We start from the raw sequence: 20,134 nt of genomic DNA, 5'->3' as shown, positions 1-20,134 counted from the left end.
ACAGTGTGCCCGAGTGTTACAGCGCTGTCAGGCCATAGGGCCGCGCGGGTAACGTTTGAGCTGCTGGATCAGGTCGAGACCGGGGATCGGCCGGTCGAACAGGTAGCCCTGGCCGACATCGCAACGGTGGCGCCGCAGGAAGGTCAGTTGCTCGTAGGTCTCGATCCCTTCGGCCACCACCTTGATCTTCAGGTTGTGGGCCATGGCGATCACCGCGGAGGTGATTTCCATATCGTCCTGGTTGTCCGGGATTTCATGGATGAAGCTGCGATCGATCTTGATGATGTCGATCGGGAATTTCTTCAGGTAGCTCAGGGACGAATAGCCGGTGCCGAAGTCGTCCATGGCCAGGGTCAGGCCAAGCCTTTTCAACTGGTCGAGTTGCTGGTGGGTGTCTTCGGTGGCTTCCAGCAGCAGGCCTTCGGTCAGCTCAAGCTCCAGCAGGGCCGGCGCCAGCTGTTCTTCCTTGAGGATACTGGCGATGGAGGCCACCAGGTCCGGGTCGGAGAACTGCTTGGGCGACAGGTTGATCGCCACCTGCAGCTTGCCCAGCCCGGAGGCGGTCAGTTGCTTGCTCATGCGGCAGGCCTGGCGCGCGACCCATTTGCCGATCGGGATGATCAGCCCGGTTTCTTCGGCGACGCTGATGAACTGGTCCGGGCGGATCATGCCGCGTTCCGGGTGGTTCCAGCGCAACAGCGCCTCCATGCCCAGCAGGCGGCCGCTGCGCAGGCAGAGCTTGGGCTGGTAGAACACGTCCAGCTCGTTCTGGGTCAGGGCCCGGCGCAGGTTGTTCTCGACGAACAGCTTGTAGCTGGCCTCTGCGTTCAGCGCCTCGGTAAAGACCTGGACCTGGTGCTTGCCGTTGGCCTTGGCCTTGTGCAGGGCCAGGCCGGCGTTGCGCATCAGGGTCTGTGGGTCGCGGCCGTGCAGCGGTGCGCTGGCCAGGCCCACGGAGCCGGTGACGCTGATCAGCTGGTTGTCGACGAACATCGGCTTGTCGAGGGTGGTCAGCAGCTGGCTGGCGATCTGTTGCCCGGTTTCCAGGTCGGTATCGTCCAGCAGCACCGCGAATTCGTTACTGGCAAAGCGCGCCAGACTGCCGCTCGGACTCAGGCTGTTGCGCAGGCGTCGGGCCAGGCTGATCAGCAGTTTGTCGCCGGTCTGGTGGCCGAGGCTGTCGTTGATCCGCTTGAAGTTGTCGATGTCCACCAGCAGCAGGCTGATGGGCGAGTCGCTGTCGCGGGCGAAACGCTCGTCGAGGTTGCGGATGAACGCCGGGCGGTTGCCCAGGTTGGTCAGGTTGTCGGTGTAGGCCAGGCGCTCGATGCGCTGTTGCGCCAGCTTGCTCTGGGTGATGTCTTCGTAGATGCCGATGTAGTGGGTCAGTTCGCGGTTGTCACCGTAGACCTTGGAGATCGACAGCTGGCCCCAGTAGGGCTCCAGGTTCTTGCGTCGGCTCTTGAACTCGCCTTGCCAGCTATTGCTCTTGGCCAGGCTCGAGGGCGCGTCGAACAGCAGCTCGCTGAGGTTCTCCAGGGCTGGCAGCTCGGAGAGCTTCTGGCCGTGGACTTCCTCGGTGCTGTACTGGGTGATGGCGGTGAAGCTGGGGTTGACGTATTCCACCACGCCTTCGCTGCTGACCAGCAGGAAGGCGTTGGCGCTCTGTTCCACGGCGCGCTGGAACAGGTGCAGGGCGCTGGTGGCGGCCCGTCGGTTGTGGTTGTTGATGACCTGGGCGAACTGGTCTGCCAGCTCACCGGCAAAGGCGATCTCATCGGACTGCCAGGCGCGACTCTTGCCGGTCTGCTCCAGGCACAGCACGCCGACCACCTGGCCATCGATGCGGATACTGGCATCGAGCATGGCATTGGTGTCCCGTGGGCGCAGGCTTTCGGCCATTTCCCGGGTACGCGGGTCGCGGTTGGCATTGTGGGCGTCGATGGCACGGCTGGTGTGCAGGGCTTCGAGGTAGTCGGGAAAACCACTGACGTCGATGATGTCCGGCAGCACGTATTGCTGGCGATCACGGTGATAGGAGCAGATCGGTACCAGGCGGTTGCCTTCGAGGTTCCAGATACTTGCGCAGTCGATCTCGTAGATGTCGCAGGCGCAGCGGGTGATCAGTTCGGCGGCTTCGAGCAGGGACTTGCCGGCGCTGTAGCGCTGGCGCGCCAGGCGCAGGATCAGGTCCTGCTGGGCGCGTACCCGGTCGAGGTGGAGCAATTGTTCCTGCTGGGCGCGCTGGTTCAGTTCCAGGGCAATCTGCAGGCGGCTGTTCTGGGTTTCCAGGTCGGCGGCCGGCAAGCTCGGCTCCTGGCCGAGCAGGCCCTCGACCACCAGCAGGTAGCCGCGCAGCAGGTGACGGTTGTGTTGTTTGTAGGCTTCACCGACTTCCAGCAGGCTCAGTGGCCCCTGGGTGGTGTGCAGGGTGTAGCGAATCAGGTAATGCGGGCTGTCGACCAGTTGCTGCTGGATGGTATCGTGCAGCCGGTAACGGGCTTCCGGTTCCATCAGGCTGGCATAGGGCGAGCCGACCAGGGCGCAGAGTTCAATGGCCGGTTGGCCGAACTGGCGCTCGCAATTGGGATCGAGAAACAGCAGTGCCCAGCTTGCTTCATTCAGCCGTTCGAAACGCAGCATGCCGAGCCGCGAGGGCACCGGCAATTGCGTTACTACCTCGGCCGCCAATCTATTGGCGACATCCGGTTGGCTTTTCATTGAGAGCTCGCTTCAAGAGTACGGGTCACGCTGGGTACAAACCGTTTTTCTGGCGTGTTGGGCAAGGTTGCATTAAGCAGGTCAGGCTGACAAGCACAACAGTGGCTCCGTGCCTTCAATGTATCGGCCGAGGAGGGGATTTCTTCAATTAACGGGCGTCGCCACCCGTCTATTTCAAGGGGCGCACGGTGTTTGCTGAATCGTTTATGGCATTGCCCGGAAAACAGGCAAAAAAAGCCCCGCCAATTGGCGGGGTTGAGGTACGAGCGTGGCGCTCGGAAATCGGTACGCGGGCCCGGTCTCCTCAAGGGAAGAGACCGGGTTCGCGGTTACAGCAGGATAGTGCGGATATCCGCCAGCAGGTCGCTCAGGCGCTTGGTGAAGCGCGCGGCGGCTGCACCGTTGATCACCCGGTGATCGTAGGACAGCGACAGTGGCAGCATCAGCTTGGGCTGGAAGGCCTTGCCGTCCCAGACCGGCTGGATGGTGGCCTTGGAGACACCGAGGATCGCCACTTCCGGCGCGTTGACGATCGGCGTGAAGCCGGTGCCGCCAATGTGCCCGAGGCTGGAAATGGTGAAGCAGGCGCCCTGCATGTCGTCGGCGGAGAGCTTCTTGGTCCGGGCTTTTTCAGCCAGGGAAGCCGCTTCGGCGGCGAGTTGCAGCAGGTTCTTCTGGTCGACGTTCTTGATCACCGGAACCAGCAGGCCATCCGGCGTGTCGACGGCGAAGCCGATGTTGACGTACTTCTTGCGGATGATCGCCTTGCCGCTTGGGGCCAGCGAACTGTTGAAGTCCGGCAGTTCCTTGAGCAGGTGAGCGCAGGTCTTGAGCAGCAGCGGCAGGATGGTCAGCTTGACGCCAGCCTTCTCGGCCACGGCTTTCTGGGCCACGCGGAACGCTTCCAGTTCGGTGATATCCGCCGAGTCGAATTGGGTCACGTGCGGTACGTTCAGCCAGCTGCGGTGCAGGTTGGCGGCGCCAGCCTGCATCAGGCGGGTCATCGGCACTTCTTCGATTTCGCCGAAGCGGCTGAAGTCCACGACCGGGATCGGCGGGATGCCGGCACCGCCGGTGGCGCCAGCAGGTGCGGCGGCCGGTGCTTCCTTGGCTTTCTGCATCATCGCCTTGACGTAGGCCTGCACGTCTTCCTTGAGGATGCGACCGTGGGGGCCGCTGGCGCTGACCGCGTTCAGCTCGACGCCGAATTCACGGGCCAGTTGGCGTACCGCCGGGCCGGCGTGAACCTTGGCACCCGGGTTGGCCGGAGCGGCTACCGGGGCAGCGGCTGGAGCCGGCGCAGCAGCAGGTGCGGCTTCAGCCTTGGCCGGTGCGGCAGGTGCAGCCGCTGGAGCAGGAGCGGCTGGCGCGGCAACGCCCTTGACCTTCAGCTTGAGGATCAGGTCGCCGGTACCGACTTCGTCGTCGAGCTTGATGGAAATGCTTTCCACCACGCCGGCGGCCGGCGATGGGATTTCCATGCTGGCTTTGTCGGATTCGAGGGTGATCAGCGATTGATCGACCTCGACGGTGTCGCCGGCCTTGACCGAGACTTCGATGATCTTGGCCTTGCCCGCCGAGCCGATATCCGGCACGTGGATGTCCTGGACGCTGTCGGCAACCGGAGCGGCCGGTGCAGCCACTGGCGCCGGAGCGGCAGCAGGTGCGGCGGCGGCTTGGGCCGGTGCTGGAGCAGCGGCCGACGCCGCGCCCGCGACTTTCAGGACCAGGATCAGGTCGCCGGTACCGACTTCGTCGTTGAGCTTGACGTTGATGCTTTCCACGACACCGGCGACCGGCGATGGGATTTCCATGCTGGCCTTGTCGGATTCGAGGGTGATCAGCGATTGATCAGCTTCGATGCTGTCGCCGACCTTGACCGAGATCTCGATGATCTGGGCCTTGCCCGACGAACCGATGTCCGGCACGTGCACTGGCTGGGCCGAGGCGGCGGCAGGTGCGGCGCTCGGAGCGGCAACTGGTGCGGCGGCCGCAACCGGCGCAGCCGCCTGGGCAACAGGTGCCGGTGCAGCCGCAGGCGCCGCAGCAGCGGCACCTTCGACTTCCAGTTCCAGCAGCTCGTCGCCTTCTTTCAGGCGGTCGCCCAGCTTCACTTTCAGGCTCTTGATGATGCCGGCTTTCGGCGCGGGCACTTCCATGCTCGCCTTGTCCGATTCCAGCGTCAGGATGCTCTGGTCGGCTTTGATGCGGTCGCCGACCTTCACAAACAATTCGATTACTTCACCTTCACCGCTGCCGATGTCAGGTACGCGAATGAGTTCGCTCACAGGGTGTCTCCTCAGCAGTCCAGTGGGTTGCGTTTTTCCGGGTTGATCCCGAACTTGACGATGGCGTCCGCCACCACCTTGGGTTCGATCTCACCACGGTCAGCCAAGGCTTCCAGGGCTGCCAACACCACGAAATGACGGTCGACTTCGAAGAAGTGACGCAGCTTCTTGCGGCTGTCACTGCGGCCGAAACCGTCGGTACCCAGGACTTTGAATTCCTTGGATGGGACCCACTGACGAATCTGTTCGGCAAACAACTTCATGTAGTCGGTAGAGGCGATCACCGGACCTTTGCGGCCGTTGAGGCATTCTTCGACGTAGCTCAGCTTTGGCTTCTGGCCCGGGTGCAGGCGGTTGCTGCGCTCCACGGCGAGGCCGTCGCGACGCAGTTCGTTGAAGCTGGTGACGCTCCACACGTCGGCGCCGATGTTGAATTGCTCACGCAGGATCTTCGCCGCTTCACGCACTTCGCGCAGGATGGTGCCGGAGCCCATCAGTTGCACGTGGTGGGCCGCTTCCTTGGTGTCTTCCTCGAGCAGGTACATGCCCTTGATGATGCCCTCTTCAACACCGGCCGGCATGGCGGGTTGCTGGTAGGACTCGTTCATCACGGTGATGTAGTAGAAAACGTCCTGCTGCTCTTCGGTCATCTTCTTCATGCCGTCCTGGATGATCACCGCCAGCTCGTAGCCGTAGGTTGGATCAAAGGTACGGCAGTTCGGGATGGTGCCCGCGAGGATGTGGCTGTGACCGTCTTCGTGCTGCAGGCCTTCGCCGTTCAGCGTGGTTCTGCCTGCGGTACCGCCGATCAGGAAGCCACGGGTGCGGCTGTCGCCGGCGGCCCAGGCCAGGTCGCCGATGCGCTGGAAGCCGAACATCGAGTAGAAGATGTAGAACGGCAGCATCGGCTGGTTGTGGCTGGAGTACGAAGTACCGGCGGCGATGAAGGAGCTCATGGCGCCCGCTTCGTTGATGCCTTCTTCGAGAATCTGGCCCTTCTTGTCTTCCTTGTAGAACATCACCTGGTCTTTATCGACTGGCTCGTAGAGCTGGCCGACGGAGGAGTAGATGCCCAACTGACGGAACATGCCTTCCATACCGAAGGTACGGGCCTCGTCCGGGATGATCGGGACGATGCGCGAACCGATTTCCTTGTCCTTGACCAACTGCGCGAGGATCCGCACGAAGGCCATGGTGGTGGAGATTTCACGGTCGCCCGAGCCGTCCAGGATAGCCTTGAGGGTATCGAGTGGCGGCGTCGGGATGTTGAAGCTTTGCGCGCGGCGCTGTGGCACGAAACCGCCCAGTGCGGTACGGCGCTCGCTGAGGTAGCGGGCTTCGGCGCTGTTGGGTTCCGGCTTGAAGAACGGCAGGTTTTCCAACTGGTCGTCTTTGACCGGAATGTCGAAGCGATCGCGGAACAGCTTCAGGCTTTCGACATCGACCTTCTTGGTGTTGTGCGCGGTGTTCTTCGCTTCGCCGGCACCGGTGCCATAACCCTTGATGGTCTTGGCCAGGATGACGGTCGGTTGTTCCTTGTGGTTGACCGCTTCGTGGTACGCCGCGTAGACCTTGTACGGGTCGTGGCCGCCACGGTTGAGTTTCCAGATCTCATCGTCGGACAGGTCGGCAACCATCGCCTTGAGTTCTGGCGAGTTGAAGAAGTGTTCACGCACGAACGCGCCGTCTTTGGCCTTGTAGTTCTGGTACTCGCCGTCGATGACTTCGTCCATCCGGCGTTGCAGGATGCCGTTGACGTCCTTGGCCAGCAGTGGGTCCCAGAAACGGCCCCAGATGACTTTGGTGACGTTCCACTGGGCGCCACGGAACACGCCTTCGAGTTCCTGGATGATCTTGCCGTTGCCGCGAACCGGGCCGTCGAGGCGCTGCAGGTTGCAGTTGATGACGAAGATCAGGTTGTCCAGCTTCTCGCGGCCGGCCAGGGAGATGGCACCCAGGGATTCCGGCTCGTCGCACTCGCCGTCGCCCAGGAAGCACCAGACCTTCTGCTTGCCTTCCGGGATGAAACCGCGAGCTTCCAGGTACTTCATGAAGCGTGCCTGGTAGATCGCCTGGATCGGACCCAGACCCATGGATACGGTCGGGAACTGCCAGAAGTCCGGCATCAGCCAAGGGTGCGGGTAGGACGAGAGGCCCTGACCGTCGACTTCCTGGCGGAAGTTGTTCATCTGTTCTTCGGTGATGCGGCCTTCCATGAACGCACGGGCGTAGACGCCTGGCGAGGTGTGGCCCTGGAAGTAGATCAGGTCGCCGCCGTGTTCGTCGGTCGGGGCCTGGAAGAAGTAGTTGAAACCGATGTCATACAGGGTGGCGCTGGAGGCGAAGCTGGAGATGTGACCGCCCAGGTCAGAATCTTTCAAGTTCGTGCGCATTACCATGGCCATCGCGTTCCAGCGCACCAGCGAGCGAATGCGGCGTTCCATGAACAGGTCGCCAGGCATGCGTGCTTCGTGGGTGACGGGAATCGTGTTGCGGTAAGGCGTGGTGATGGCGTAGGGCAGTTGCGAGCCGCTGCGGGTCGCGAGTTCGCCCATACGGGTCATCAGGTAGTGAGCACGGTCTTCGCCTTCTTTGTCGAGAACCGATTCCAGGGCGTCCAGCCATTCCTGGGTTTCGACGGGATCGAGGTCTTGCATGGCTTGCTCCAGGGCGGAAAGGCTTCCAGAATCGGTTGCCTGAGTTTGCGACTGGCCTTGTGGGCAGACGACATAAATTCTTGGATGTCCGGAGGTTGTACCGGAGTCCTGTAGTTTTACTACAAATCGTCGACCATTTCAGCCTTTCGAATGTATAGACGAGTAGTAAAACTACAGATCGACGAGTAAAAACTTCCTGCTATGTTGTGAGCGTAATCGATATTGTTGGTTGGAAAATAATCAAGGTGACCACCTTTTTGAGGCTGGCTGCCAAAAAATAACCATTATCAGCTATTTCTAACTTTTGTTCGACAGTCCTTTCCAGAGCGTGTTTCTCGCTATCACAGACTGCGGCTGATTGTTCGATCACCAAGGATAGACCATGAGCCTTCCAATGTTGGCCGACCTGCCGGCCATTCTCCTGCCTGCCGCCAGTCGTGCCGAGCAGTCGTTTCGTGCCGCTGTCGCCGCCCTGGAGGATGATCACGGGCTGGCTGAATGGACCGCGCCACGCTGGGCGCAGTTCTCCCGGGTCAGCGCGGCCAGCGACTTCTTTATTGAACAATCGCTGCGTGACCCTTTGATGTTGCTGGAGCTGGCGCAGTTCGGCGACCTGGATCGCGGCTTCGCGCCGGGGGAGATGTGCGGGCAGATCGCCGCGGCGTTGCAGCAGGTCGAAACCGAGGACGAACTGGGCCGCGCCCTGCGCCGGCAGCGCACGCGCCAGCAGGTGCGGATCATCTGGCGCGACCTGACTCGCCAGGCGGACCTGGTGCAGACCTGTCGCGACCTTTCCGACCTGGCCGACGCCTGCATCGACCAGGGGTATCACTGGCTGTATCCACGGCATTGCCAGCAGTTCGGCACACCCACCGGGCGGCGCAGTGGCGAGCCGCAGCAGATGGTCATCCTCGGCATGGGCAAGCTCGGTGCCGTGGAGTTGAACCTGTCTTCCGACATCGACCTGATCTTTGCCTACCCGGAAGGCGGCGAGACAGTCGGGACCAAGCGCCCGCTGGACAACCAGGAGTTTTTCATCCGCCTGGGCCAGCGACTGATCAAGGCGCTCGACCCTATCACCGTCGACGGCTTCGTGTTCCGCGTCGACATGCGCCTGCGCCCCTATGGCTCGGCCGGCGCGCTGGTGTTGAGCTTCAACGCGCTGGAACAGTATTACCAGGACCAGGGGCGCGACTGGGAGCGCTACGCGATGATCAAGGCGCGGGTGGTGGCCGGCGACCAGGTGGCCGGCGCGCAGTTGCTGGATATGCTGCGGCCCTTCGTCTATCGGCGCTATCTGGACTTCTCGGCCATCGAAGCGTTGCGCACCATGAAGCAGTTGATCCAGCAGGAAGTCCGGCGCAAGGGTATGGCCGAGAATATCAAGCTGGGTTCCGGCGGCATTCGCGAGGTCGAGTTCATTGCCCAGGCCTTCCAGCTGATTCATGGCGGGCGTGACCTGAGTCTGCAGCAGCGCCCGTTGTTGAAGGTGCTGGGGACCCTGGAAGGCCAGGGTTACCTGCCGCCGGCGGTGATCGGCGAGTTGCGCAGCGGCTATGAATTCCTGCGCTACACCGAACATGCGATCCAGGCGATTGCCGACCGCCAGACCCAGATGCTGCCCGATGGCGAGAAGGATCGTGCGCGCATTGCTTTCATGATGGGCTTCGACAGTTGGGAGGCGTTTCATGAGCGGTTGATGTACTGGCGCGGGCGGGTCGACTGGCATTTCCGCCAGGTGATCGCCGATCCGGACGAAGAAGATGGCGCCGACTGTGAAGTGATGGTCGGCGGCGAATGGCTGCCGCTGTGGGAAGAGTCCCAGGATGAAGAGGCGGCCTGCCGGCAGTTGCAGGAAGGCGGTTTCAAGGATGCCGCCAAGGCCCTGAAGCAACTGACGGCGCTGCGCACCAGCCCGCAGTTGCGCGCCATGCAGCGGCTCGGTCGGGAGCGGCTCGATGCCTTTATCCCGCGCTTGCTGGCCCAGGCGGTGGAACATGCCGATCCGGACCTGGTGCTGGAGCGGGTGCTGCCCTTGGTGGAAGCAGTGGCCCGGCGTTCGGCTTACCTGGTGCTGCTCACGGAAAACCCCGGTGCCTTGCGTCGCTTGCTGACCTTGTGTGCTGCGAGCCCCTGGATTGCCGAACAGATCACCCGCTTCCCGATGCTGCTCGACGAGTTGCTCAACGAAGGCCGGCTGTTCAAGCCGCCCCTGGCGCCGGAGCTGGCCGCGGAGCTGCGTGAGCGCCTGACGCGGATTCCGGAAGACGACCTCGAGCAACAGATGGAAGCCTTGCGCCACTTCAAGCTGGCGCATCGTCTGCGGGTCGCGGCCTCGGAAATCTCCGGTAGCCTGCCATTGATGAAGGTCAGCGACTACCTCACCTGGCTCGCCGAAGCGATCCTCGAACAGGTGCTGGCCCTGGCCTGGCGCCAGACCGTCGGCCGCCATGGTTCGCCACGACGTGTCGATGGCAGCTTGTGCGACCCGGGCTTTATTATTGTCGGCTACGGCAAGGTCGGCGGTATCGAGCTGGGCCATGGCTCGGACCTGGACCTGGTGTTTATCCACGACGGTGACCCGAATGCCGAGACTGACGGCGCCAAGCCTATCGATACCGCGCAGTTTTTCACCCGCCTGGGTCAGCGGATCATTCACCTGCTGACCACCCAGACCAACTCCGGCCAGCTCTATGAAGTGGACATGCGCCTGCGCCCGTCCGGGGCTTCGGGGCTGCTGGTCAGTTCCCTGGGCGCTTTCGAGCGTTACCAGCAGAACGAAGCCTGGACCTGGGAGCACCAGGCGCTGATCCGCGCCCGGGTTCTGGTAGGTTGCAACGAGGTCGGCACGGCGTTCGAGAAGGTACGCGCGGCGGTGCTGGGGCGTGAGCGGGATTTGCCGACCTTGCGTCAGGAAGTCAGCGAGATGCGCGCCAAGATGCGCGACAACCTGGGGAGCAAGGCCACCGCGGCGGGCACGGCGGCCAATGCCTTCGAGGCCACGGCGCCCTTCGATATCAAGCAGGATGCCGGTGGTATCGTCGATATTGAATTTATGGTGCAATACGCGACATTGGCTTGGTCGAAAGCGCACCCGGCGTTACTCCGCTATACCGACAATATCCGCATTCTCGAAGGGTTGGAGCAGGCGGGCCTGATCCCCGCCACGGACGCCCACCTGCTGCGCGAGGCCTACAAGGCCTATCGCTCCGCCGCCCACCGCCAGGCGTTGCAGAAGGAGGCGGGGGTGATCACCGGCGATCAGTTCGCGGTCGAACGCCGCGATGTCATGCGGATATGGACCGAGCTGGGGCTAAGCTGATTGATATTTTAGAGGCGGGGAGGCATAAGCCTCCCCGCATCGTTTGTGGAAGCCTATGAATATTCTGATCGTTGGGCCCAGCTGGGTCGGTGACATGGTGATGGCTCAGACACTGTTCCAGTGCCTGAAGCAGCGTCATCCGCAGTGCGAGATCGATGTGCTGGCCCCGGAATGGAGCCGCCCGATCCTCGAGCGCATGCCCGAGGTGCGGGCCGCCTTGAGCTTTCCGCTCGGCCACGGCGCGCTGGAACTGGCCACGCGGCGGCGCATCGGCAAGTCCCTGGCCGGCCGGTACGACCAGGCGATCCTGTTGCCCAACTCGCTGAAGTCGGCGCTGGTGCCGTTTTTTGCCGGCGTGCCGAAGCGCACCGGCTGGCGTGGCGAGTTTCGCTATGGCCTGCTCAACGATGTGCGCAAACTGGATAAGGAACGTTATCCGCTGATGATCGAGCGATTCATGGCCCTGGCCTATGAGCCGGGTGAAAGCCTGCCGACGCCGTATCCGCGGCCGAGCCTGCGGATCGACCCGGCCAGCCGCGCGGCCGCGCTGGCCAAGTTCGAGCTGAGCCTGGATCGCCCGGTACTGGCGCTGTGCCCGGGGGCCGAGTTCGGCGAATCCAAGCGCTGGCCGTCGGAGCATTACGCGAAAGTCGCCGAGGCGCGGATTCGTGAAGGTTGGCAGGTCTGGCTGTTCGGTTCGAAGAACGATCATGGGGTCGGCGAAGACATTCGTCAGCGCCTGATTCCCGGGCTGCGCGAAGAGGCGGTCAACCTCAGTGGCGCCACATCCCTGGCCGAGGCCATCGACCTGATGTCCTGCGCCGATGCGGTGGTTTCCAACGATTCTGGGCTGATGCACGTCGCTGCCGCGTTGAACCGCCCGCTGGTGGCGGTCTACGGCTCGACTTCCCCAGGGTTCACCCCGCCGTTGGCCGACCAGGTGGAAATTGTCCGCCTGGGCCTGGAGTGCAGTCCCTGCTTCGACCGGACCTGCCGCTTCGGCCATTACAACTGCCTGCGTCAGCTTGAGCCGACTCCGGTGAACGAAGCCTTGCAGCGTTTGCACGGCACTGCGGTCGAGGTCCATTAATTGCGCGTATTGCTGGTCAAGACCTCTTCCCTGGGCGATATCATTCATGCCTTGCCGGCCCTTACCGATGCCGCGCGGGCGATTCCCGGTATCCGTTTCGACTGGGTGGTCGAGGAAGGCTTCGCCGAACTACCGAGCTGGCACCCGGCGGTGGACAAGGTGATTCCGGTGGCGATCCGCCGCTGGCGCAAAAATATCTGGCAGACCCTCAAGAGTGGCGAGTGGCGGCGATTCAAGGAGAGCCTGCGGGCCAAGCCGTACGATCTGGTGATCGATGCCCAGGGCCTGGTGAAAAGCGCGTTGCTGACCCGTTATGCCAAGGCCCCGGTGGCCGGTCCGGACAAACAGTCGGCCCGCGAACCCCTGGCCAGTCGTTTTTATTCGCGGCGCCTGGCGGTGTCGCGCAATCAGCATGCGGTTGATCGCATGCGCCAGTTGTTTGCCTTGGCGCTGGGTTATGACCTGCCCAGGGGTATGGGCGACTACGGCCTGGATGCCGACAAGCTGGTCGAGTTGCCGCGCAAGCCTTTCGTGGTGTTCCTGCATGGCACCACCTGGGACACCAAGCACTGGCCGGAAGCCTATTGGCGCGAGCTGGCCGTGCGCCTCGGTCAGTTGGGTGTACCGGTGAAACTGCCCTGGGGCAATGCCGAGGAAAAGGCCCGGGCCGAGCGGATTGCGCGCAACCTGAAGCATGTCGTGGTGCTGCCCAGGCTGAACCTGGCCGGGGTTGCGAAGGTACTGGCCGCCGCCACTGCCTGCGTGGCGGTGGATACCGGCCTCGGTCACCTGGCCGCCGCGCTGGATGTGCCGACGCTGTCGCTGTTCGGTCCGACCAGCTCGATCCTGACCGGTGCCTACGGCCGGTCGCAGATTCATCTGGCGAGCAACTTCCCTTGCGCGCCTTGTCTTCAAAAGAAATGCACCTACGTTCCGACAGCGGAGGACCAGCAGCGCTTCGATCTGAAGCGCGAGTTGCCTCTGTGCTTCACCCGTTTGAATCCCGAACGGGTGGCAAGCCGATTGAGCGCGCTGTTAATGGCTGAGGAGCGGCACTGATGCAATTGGCTTTTGTCCTGTACAAGTACTTTCCGTTTGGCGGATTGCAGCGTGACTTCATGCGCATTGCCCTGGAATGCCAGCAGCGCGGGCACCAGATCCGCGTCTACAGCCTGTTCTGGGAGGGCGATATCCCGCCCGGTTTCGAAGTGGTGATGGTGCCGGTCAAGGCGTTGTTCAATCATCGGCGTTACGCCAGGTTCAGTGCCTGGGTAAAGGCCGACCTGGCCAAGCGGCCGGTGGCACGGCTGATCGGCTTCAACAAGATGCCTGATCTGGACGTCTACTATGCCGCCGACGGTTGCTTCGAAGACAAGGCGCAGAACCAGCGTCATTCGCTCTATCGCCTCTGGGGCCGCTATCAGCATTTCGCCGAGTATGAGCGGGCGGTGTTCGCCAGGGAGGCAAAGACTGAAATCCTGATGATCTCCGAAGTCCAGCAGCCGTTGTTCGTCAAACACTACGACACCCCGCCGGAGCGTTTCCACCTGCTGTCGCCGGGCATTTCCCTGGACCGTCGGGCGCCGGCGAATGCGGCCGAAATCCGCGCCGAGTTCCGCCGCGAGTTCAAGCTGGCGGACGATGAGCTGCTGCTGGTGCAGATCGGTTCCGGGTTCAAGACCAAGGGGCTCGATCGCAGCCTCAAGGCCCTGGCCGCGTTGCCGCCGGCCCTGAAAGAACGCACCCGGCTGTTTGTCATTGGCCAGGACGACCCCAAGACCTTCCAGGCGCAGAGTGCTGCGCTGGGATTGGGCGAGCGTGTGCAATTCCTCATGGGGCGCAGCGATATCCCGCGCTTCCTGTTGGGAGCCGATCTGCTGATCCATCCGGCCTACAACGAAAATACCGGTACGGTGCTGCTTGAGGCCCTGGTGGCCGGGTTGCCGGTGCTGGTGACCGCGGTCTGCGGTTATGCCCGCTACATCGCCGAGGCCGACTGCGGCCTGGTGCTGGACGAACCGTTCGAGCAGTCCCAGCTCAATCAGTCTCTGGAGCGTATGTTGTCCGATCAGGCCGCGCGCCAGGCGTGGAGCCAGCATGGCCTGAGCTACGCCGAGACCGCCGACCTCTACAGCATGCCGCAGCGCGCGGCGGACGTGATCCTGGGGGAACTACCGCAATGAAGCTGATCCTGGCCGAACCGTTCAAGCGCTTGTGGGCTGGACGCGATGCGTTCGCCGAGGTCGAGCGCCTGGAGGGTGTGGTTTACCGTGAGCTGGAAGCGCGACGGACCTTGCGTACGGAAGTCGACGGCCGTGGTTATTTCGTCAAGATCCACCGTGGCATCGGCTGGCGCGAGATTTTCAAGAACCTGTTGACCGCCAAGTTGCCGGTCCTCGGCGCGGGGCAGGAGTGGCGGGCGATCCAGCGCCTGCAGGAAGTCGCGGTGCCGACCATGACCGCCGTGGCTTATGGCGAGCGTGGCAGCAATCCGGCGGACCAGCATTCGTTTATCGTCACGGAGGAACTGGCGCCGACCATCAGTCTCGAAGACTTCAGCATGGACTGGCCCAAGCAGCCGCCGGAGCCACGGCTCAAGCGCGCGCTGATCGCCGAAGTGGCGCGCATGACCGGCATGATGCATCGCGCCGGGGTCAATCATCGCGACTGCTATATCTGCCATTTCCTGCTGCATACCGACAAACCGGTGACGGCCGAGGACCTCAAGCTTTCGGTCATCGACCTGCACCGTGCCCAGACCCGCGCGGCGATCCCCGCGCGCTGGCGCAACAAGGACCTGGCGGCGCTGTATTTCTCGGTGCTGGATATCGGCCTGAGCCGGCGCGACCTGCTGCGTTTCCTGAAAGGCTATTTCCGCCAGCCGCTGCGCCAGATCCTGCGCGATGAAGCCGCGTTGCTGGTCCTGCTCGAGCGCAAGGCGGAAAAACTTTACCAGCGCAAACTGCGCTACGGCGGCGCGCTCTGATGTCGCTGCGCTTGCGTCGTTTGGCGAAGGATGGGGTTGATGCGTTTATCTGAATTGAAAGCGGCCGGACGGGCTCCGGCTTTGCCCCTGGACCTGGAGTTGGCGGATGCCGCCGGCCGTGCGCAGCTGCAGTTGCTGAGTCTGTTGCGTGTGTTGCCCGGTCAGCGTTATGTCGGCGCCGGGGTTTGGCGTGGACGTCCGGTGCTGGCCAAATTACTGGTGGGCAACAAGGCGCCACGGCACTTCCAGCGTGAATTGCAGGGTGTTCGGCTGTTGGCCGAGCAGGGCCTGACCACGCCGCTATTGTTGGTCGACGGTTTGAAAGAGGGCGAGGGCGGTTGGTTGCTGTTCGAGTTTCTCGAAGGTGCCGAGAGCCTGGGCGAGGCCTGGAGCAAGGTTGAATCGCTGCCGTTGTTGGCCGACGAACAGCAACAGGTACTGGCCGAGGCGCTGGGCGTCATTGCGCAGATGCACGGCAAGGGCCTGTGGCAGGAAGATCTGCACCTGGACAATCTGCTGCGCCATGACGGCAAGCTGTATTTGATCGACGGTGCCGGAATACGTGCCGAACAGCCGGGCCAGCCGTTGTCACGGCAGAAGGTTCTGGAGAACCTCGGGGTGTTTTTCGCCCAGTTGCCCAAGGCGTTCGAGCCGTTTATCGAAGAGCTGCTGGTGCATTACCTGCTGAGCAATGGCGAACATGCGCTACCGCTGGAGGCGTTGCTCAAACAGGTGGACAAGGTCCGTGGCTGGCGCCTGAAGGACTTCCTCGGCAAGGTCGCCCGGGACTGTTCGCTGTTCAGTGTTCGGAGCGGGGCCTTTGGCCTGCGGGCCATTCGTCGCGAAGAAGAAGCAGCGCTGGCGCCGGTGCTGGAGCAAGCCGATGCACTGCTCGCCCAAGGGCCCTTGTACAAGAACGGCGGAACAGCCACGGTCGGGCGAGTCGATGTCGGTGGCCGCCCGTTGGTGCTCAAGCGCTACAACATCAAGGGGGTCGGTCATTGGCTCAAGCGTTTCTGGCGGCCGAGCCGGGCCTGGCACTCCTGGCGCGAGGGCAATCGCTTGGCGTTCCTCGGGATCGCCACGCCCAGGCCGCTCGCGGTGCTGGAGCGGCGGTTCTTCTGGCTGCGCAGCCGCGCCTATCTGCTCACGGAACACCTTTCCGGGCCTGATGTGATCGAGCGTTTTGCGCCGTACGTGGAGTCGGGCGCAGTGCCGCCGGCCGAGCTCACGGCGCTGGAGCAACTGTTTGCCGAGTTGATCCGCGAGCGTATCAGCCACGGTGATTTCAAGGGGCATAACCTGTTCTGGCAGGATGACCGTTGGACCCTGATCGACCTGGACTCGATGCGCCAACATACCTCGGCCCATAGCTTCGCCAAGGCTTATGCCCGTGATCGGGCGCGCTTTATGCGCAACTGGCCGCCGAGCAGCACTTTGTATCAATTGATTGATCAGCGTTTGCCCCGCCTCCAGGGCTGATACCTCTGCGGCGGGCGAAGCGGGCAGATGAAACCAGAGTGATCGTCTGCCCGCTGTCAGCTCCCGCATTGATAATCCTTGCTATAATCCCGCGCTTTAGTTGCTTGCCACTCCTTTGGTGGCACACATTTTTTCGGGCGCCTTGTCGCCTGCATATGGACTTTGAGAGGCTAGACCCCTGTGGCATTGACGATTCTCGGCCTGTCCGGCGCCCTTAGTCATGATCCCTCCGCAGCGCTGTACATCGACGGCAAGCTGATTGCAGCGGCCGAAGAAGAACGCTTCGTACGCGACAAGCATGCAAAGAACCGCATGCCCTACGAATCGGCGAAGTTCTGCCTGGAGCAGGCGGGTATCAAACCGTCCGACGTTGATGTGGTGGCGATTCCGTTCGCTCCCATCAGCCTGTTCGGAAAGGCTCGCTGGCACTATGCCAAGCGTTACTGGTACGCCCCGGATCGCGCCCTTGACGCGATCCTGATGGGCAACCGCCGCTACAAGCGCTATCGCAACAAGATCGTCTGGTGCCTGGAGCAACTGGGCTTCGATCCGAAGAAAGTCAAGATCGAGCCGGTCGAGCACCATCTGGCCCACGCCTCCAGCGCCTACCACTGTTCCGGTTTCAAAGAGAAAACCGCGATCCTCGGTATCGACGGCAAGGGTGAGTACGCCACGACCTTCTTCGGCTACGGCGAAAACGGCAAGATCCACAAGATCAAGGAGTTCTTCGATCCGGACTCCCTGGGTGGCCTGTACGGTGCGATCACCGAGTTCCTCGGCTTTGAAATGCTCGACGGCGAATTCAAGGTGATGGGCATGGCCCCTTACGGCGATGCTAGCCAGTATGACTTCTCGCGCCTGGCCTCCTTCGAAAACGGCGAGCTGGTGATCAACACCGACTACGCCAACGTCGTCGGCCTGCGTCGCTACAAGGAAAAGGGCAAGGGCTTCTACTTCTCGCCGAAACTGATCGAATGGTTGGGCCCCAAGCGCGAAGGCGATATTGCCGACGAGCCCTACATTCACTACGCGGCCAGCATGCAAGCGCTGTTCGAGAAGATCTCGCTGCAGATGATCGACTACTACCTGGGTGATGTTCTCAAGGAAACCGGCAAGCTGGCCTTCGCCGGCGGTTGCGCGCTGAACGTCAAGCTGAACCAGAAGATCATCGCCCGCGACGACGTCAAGGAGCTGTTCGTGCAACCGGCTTCTGGCGACGCCGGTACGGCGGTGGGCGCTGCGGCCTATGTGTCCCATGCCCGCGGTGTGCCGGTGGAGAAGATGGAGCACGTCTATCTCGGCCCGTCCTACAGCAACGAAGATGTGATCGCCGCCTGCGCGCGTCACGAGAACGCGCCGAAGTGGCGCAAGCTCGAGAACATGCCGGAGCAGATCGCCAAGATCATGGTCGATGGCAATCCGGTGGCCTGGTTCCAGGGCCGCATGGAGTTCGGTCCGCGGGCCCTGGGGGGGCGTTCGATCATCGGTTGCCCGAGCATCGCCGGCGTGGCGGATCGGATCAACCACCAGATCAAGTTTCGCGAGCGCTGGAGGCCTTTCTGCCCGTCGATGCTCGACACCGTGGCCCCACAGATGATCAAGATCGATCATCCGGCGCCGTTCATGACCTTCACTTTCGAAGTGGCTGAAGAGTGGAAGACCCGTGTGCCGGAAGTCGTCCATGAAGACGGTACTTCGCGGGCCCAGGTGCTCAAGCGCGAATACAACCCGCGCTACTACGACATGATGAAGGCGCTGGAGGTACTCACCGGTAATGGTGTCTCCCTGAACACCTCGCTGAACCGTCGTGGCGAACCGATGATCTGCTCGCCGACCGATGCCCTGAACATGTTCTTCGGCTCGGACCTGCAGTACTTGATCATGGAAGACATCCTTGTGGTCAAGGATGGCGCCAATGAGTATCCCGAGTTCTGATCCGTCGAGGGGCGTCGTCATTGTGGTTCGGCGACGCTGATGGGGGTCATGGGGATTGGGTTGGGTCATGCAATCCAATGGGTGAAGTTTGACGGAATTTCGTTACGCAAGGATTGCGTTGGTATTGAGGGGCGGCAAGGTGGTGGGTATCGGCGGCAAGGCAGTGGCATTGGTCTCCAGGAGTATCAATGAGTATCCGGTTCGAGTGGCTTTCCTGGGGAGCCTGCTGCTTTCCCTGATCGCGGTGATGGGGTTGGTGACGATCGGTCGCGATGCGGCCTTTTACATGACGATTGCCCAGGGTGTCACGGAGCAGGGGCCGAAGCTGGCCTTCCAGTCGTTCGACTGGCCGTGGTTCACCTTGCTGATTGCCGGGACCCACGTGGTCCTGCCCCTGCCGTTCGAGACAATCGCCCATTTGTGGTGCGCTTTTCTCCTGGCCGGGACCTGCGCGCTGGTGGTCGACTGTGTGCGCCAACGCACGCCGGAAGCCGCACGCTGGGCCTGCCTGGTGGTACTGGCAATGCCGGCGGTCAACCAGGATCGTGATGACATCCTGCGTGAGTTCGGCTTCTGGTTCTTCTGTACCCTGACGCTCTGGTTGGCCTTGCGCTGGCAGGCGCGCGGCGGTTGGTTGCGTGCGGCCAGCATGCATATGGCCATTGTGGCGGCCCTGCTGTTCCGGCTCGAGGCGGTACTGCTGTGGGCTGCCCTGGGCTTGTGGCAGCTGCCGAACCTCTGGTCGAGCGAGCGGCGCAAGCAGTTCCTGCAGTTCGCGTTGCTGCCGATGCTGGGGTTGATCCTGGCAGTGGCTGTGCTCTCGATGAAGGGGGGGCTCTCATCGGTTCGTGTCCAGGCGTACCTGGATATGATCAATCCGCGGAATGTCTTTGCCTCTTTCAACTTGCTGTCCCAGCAGTTTGCCAACACCTTGAGTCACACCTATTCCAGATCTGATGCCGGACAGATCATCTTCTTTGGCCTGCTGGCGACGGTGGCGATTCTTTTTGTGAAGATGATGGGGGTTTTCGGCGCCTCCTTCCTTTATCGCGGTAGCTGGGGCGTGCTGGGGATTTACTGGCGTCAGTACCGCCCGTTCGTCTGGGCCGCCTTGCTCTACTGCGTGGTCCTGATGCTGTTCTTTATCAAGCAGCAGTTCATGATCGGTCGCTATGTAAGCTTTCTGAACCTGTTGTTCGTCCCCGCGCTGGCCATGGCCCTGGTGGTATTCGCCCGGCGGTTCCCACGATTGGGCAAGGTCGTGCTGGTGATCGGCCTGCTGTTGGCGCTGTCCAACGTGATTACCATCGGGGCAAAAAAGACCCAATATATCGAGGCGGGTCATTGGGTGGCTGCCAATATGGAGCCCGGTGCATCGGCCTACTACGATGACGGACGCATCAGTTATTACGCCGGGCGCGGGTATGTATACCCCACGGTGACCCGTGAGGAGGCGATGTCTGCGGAGCAGGCGGAGCGTTATCGCTATTTCCTGATCGAGGCCAAGGGGGACGAGCCCTGGTTGAGCGATTGGCTGGTCGGGCGCGAAATGCGCATTATTGCCCGCTTCGCCAATCGCAAGGGCGCCACCGTACTGGTGATCGGCAAGTAGACTTCAAGCTGACGGCAGGCCTGCCTGCCGTCATCTTCATT

Annotated in this window: 11 protein-coding genes; 8 read left to right on the top strand and 3 right to left on the bottom strand. The window is 62.3% G+C overall.

Annotation, left to right across the window (positions count from 1 at the left end):
* Window positions 1-27 precede the first annotated feature (27 nt).
* The 3 genes from M5B42_RS06460 to aceE form a co-directional block, all read right to left on the bottom strand.
* Window positions 28-2,721, bottom strand: coding sequence for a GGDEF and EAL domain-containing protein (locus tag M5B42_RS06460; protein ID WP_248745320.1), 2,694 nt, complete (start codon window positions 2,719-2,721; stop codon window positions 28-30).
* A gap of 329 nt (window positions 2,722-3,050) precedes the next feature.
* Window positions 3,051-5,009 (bottom strand): dihydrolipoyllysine-residue acetyltransferase, encoded by a 1,959-nt coding sequence (aceF, locus tag M5B42_RS06455; RefSeq protein WP_248745319.1) that lies wholly within the window; start codon window positions 5,007-5,009, stop codon window positions 3,051-3,053.
* Between the two features lie 11 nt (window positions 5,010-5,020).
* Window positions 5,021-7,666, bottom strand: coding sequence for a pyruvate dehydrogenase (acetyl-transferring), homodimeric type (gene aceE, locus M5B42_RS06450; RefSeq protein ID WP_248745318.1), 2,646 nt, complete (start codon window positions 7,664-7,666; stop codon window positions 5,021-5,023).
* Between the two features lie 382 nt (window positions 7,667-8,048).
* Between aceE and glnE the strand changes: the two genes are divergently transcribed.
* The 8 genes from glnE (at window position 8,049) to M5B42_RS06410 (ending at window position 20,093) form a co-directional block, all read left to right on the top strand.
* A complete protein-coding gene (glnE, locus tag M5B42_RS06445) occupies window positions 8,049-10,988 on the top strand; it encodes a bifunctional [glutamate--ammonia ligase]-adenylyl-L-tyrosine phosphorylase/[glutamate--ammonia-ligase] adenylyltransferase (protein ID WP_103498029.1) in 2,940 nt (979 codons plus the stop codon).
* 55 nt (window positions 10,989-11,043) lie between these two features.
* Complete coding sequence (gene waaF, locus M5B42_RS06440; protein WP_248745317.1) at window positions 11,044-12,078, top strand: lipopolysaccharide heptosyltransferase II; 1,035 nt, start codon at window positions 11,044-11,046, stop codon at window positions 12,076-12,078.
* On the top strand, window positions 12,079-13,137 hold the full coding sequence (gene waaC, locus M5B42_RS06435; RefSeq protein WP_177101433.1) for a lipopolysaccharide heptosyltransferase I: 1,059 nt from the start codon (window positions 12,079-12,081) through the stop codon (window positions 13,135-13,137).
* A complete protein-coding gene (locus M5B42_RS06430) occupies window positions 13,137-14,261 on the top strand; it encodes a glycosyltransferase family 4 protein (protein WP_177101431.1) in 1,125 nt (374 codons plus the stop codon). The genes waaC and M5B42_RS06430 overlap by 1 nt, the downstream gene beginning before the upstream one ends.
* Window positions 14,258-15,064: a lipopolysaccharide core heptose(I) kinase RfaP gene (gene rfaP, locus M5B42_RS06425; RefSeq protein ID WP_248745316.1), complete on the top strand. Its 807-nt coding sequence runs from the start codon at window positions 14,258-14,260 to the stop codon at window positions 15,062-15,064. Before M5B42_RS06430 ends, rfaP begins: the two co-directional genes overlap by 4 nt.
* Before the next feature lie 39 nt (window positions 15,065-15,103).
* Window positions 15,104-16,546 (top strand): lipopolysaccharide kinase InaA family protein, encoded by a 1,443-nt coding sequence (locus tag M5B42_RS06420; protein WP_248745315.1) that lies wholly within the window; start codon window positions 15,104-15,106, stop codon window positions 16,544-16,546.
* 180 nt (window positions 16,547-16,726) lie between these two features.
* Window positions 16,727-18,481: a carbamoyltransferase gene (locus M5B42_RS06415; protein ID WP_248745314.1), complete on the top strand. Its 1,755-nt coding sequence runs from the start codon at window positions 16,727-16,729 to the stop codon at window positions 18,479-18,481.
* 124 nt (window positions 18,482-18,605) lie between these two features.
* On the top strand, window positions 18,606-20,093 hold the full coding sequence (locus tag M5B42_RS06410; RefSeq protein WP_248745313.1) for a hypothetical protein: 1,488 nt from the start codon (window positions 18,606-18,608) through the stop codon (window positions 20,091-20,093).
* The last annotated feature ends 41 nt before the right edge of the window (window positions 20,094-20,134 follow it).

Origin of the sequence: Pseudomonas sp. MWU12-2037, from assembly GCF_023242345.1 — a bacterium.
Lineage (GTDB): Bacteria > Pseudomonadota > Gammaproteobacteria > Pseudomonadales > Pseudomonadaceae > Aquipseudomonas > Aquipseudomonas gingeri_D.
The sequence above is the reverse complement of the archived record's forward strand: the minus strand, read 5'-3'. Positions and strand labels throughout refer to the sequence as shown.

What these genes read in the sequence shown, in the direction of transcription:
- M5B42_RS06460 (WP_248745320.1), bottom strand. Translation starts at nt 2,721, where the DNA reads ATGAAAAGCCAACCGGATGTCGCCAATAGATTGGCGGCCGAGGTAGTA.
- aceE (WP_248745318.1), bottom strand. Translation starts at nt 7,666, where the DNA reads ATGCAAGACCTCGATCCCGTCGAAACCCAGGAATGGCTGGACGCCCTG.
- glnE (WP_103498029.1), top strand. Translation starts at nt 8,049, where the DNA reads ATGAGCCTTCCAATGTTGGCCGACCTGCCGGCCATTCTCCTGCCTGCC.
- waaF (WP_248745317.1), top strand. Translation starts at nt 11,044, where the DNA reads ATGAATATTCTGATCGTTGGGCCCAGCTGGGTCGGTGACATGGTGATG.
- M5B42_RS06430 (WP_177101431.1), top strand. Translation starts at nt 13,137, where the DNA reads ATGCAATTGGCTTTTGTCCTGTACAAGTACTTTCCGTTTGGCGGATTG.
- rfaP (WP_248745316.1), top strand. Translation starts at nt 14,258, where the DNA reads ATGAAGCTGATCCTGGCCGAACCGTTCAAGCGCTTGTGGGCTGGACGC.
- M5B42_RS06420 (WP_248745315.1), top strand. Translation starts at nt 15,104, where the DNA reads ATGCGTTTATCTGAATTGAAAGCGGCCGGACGGGCTCCGGCTTTGCCC.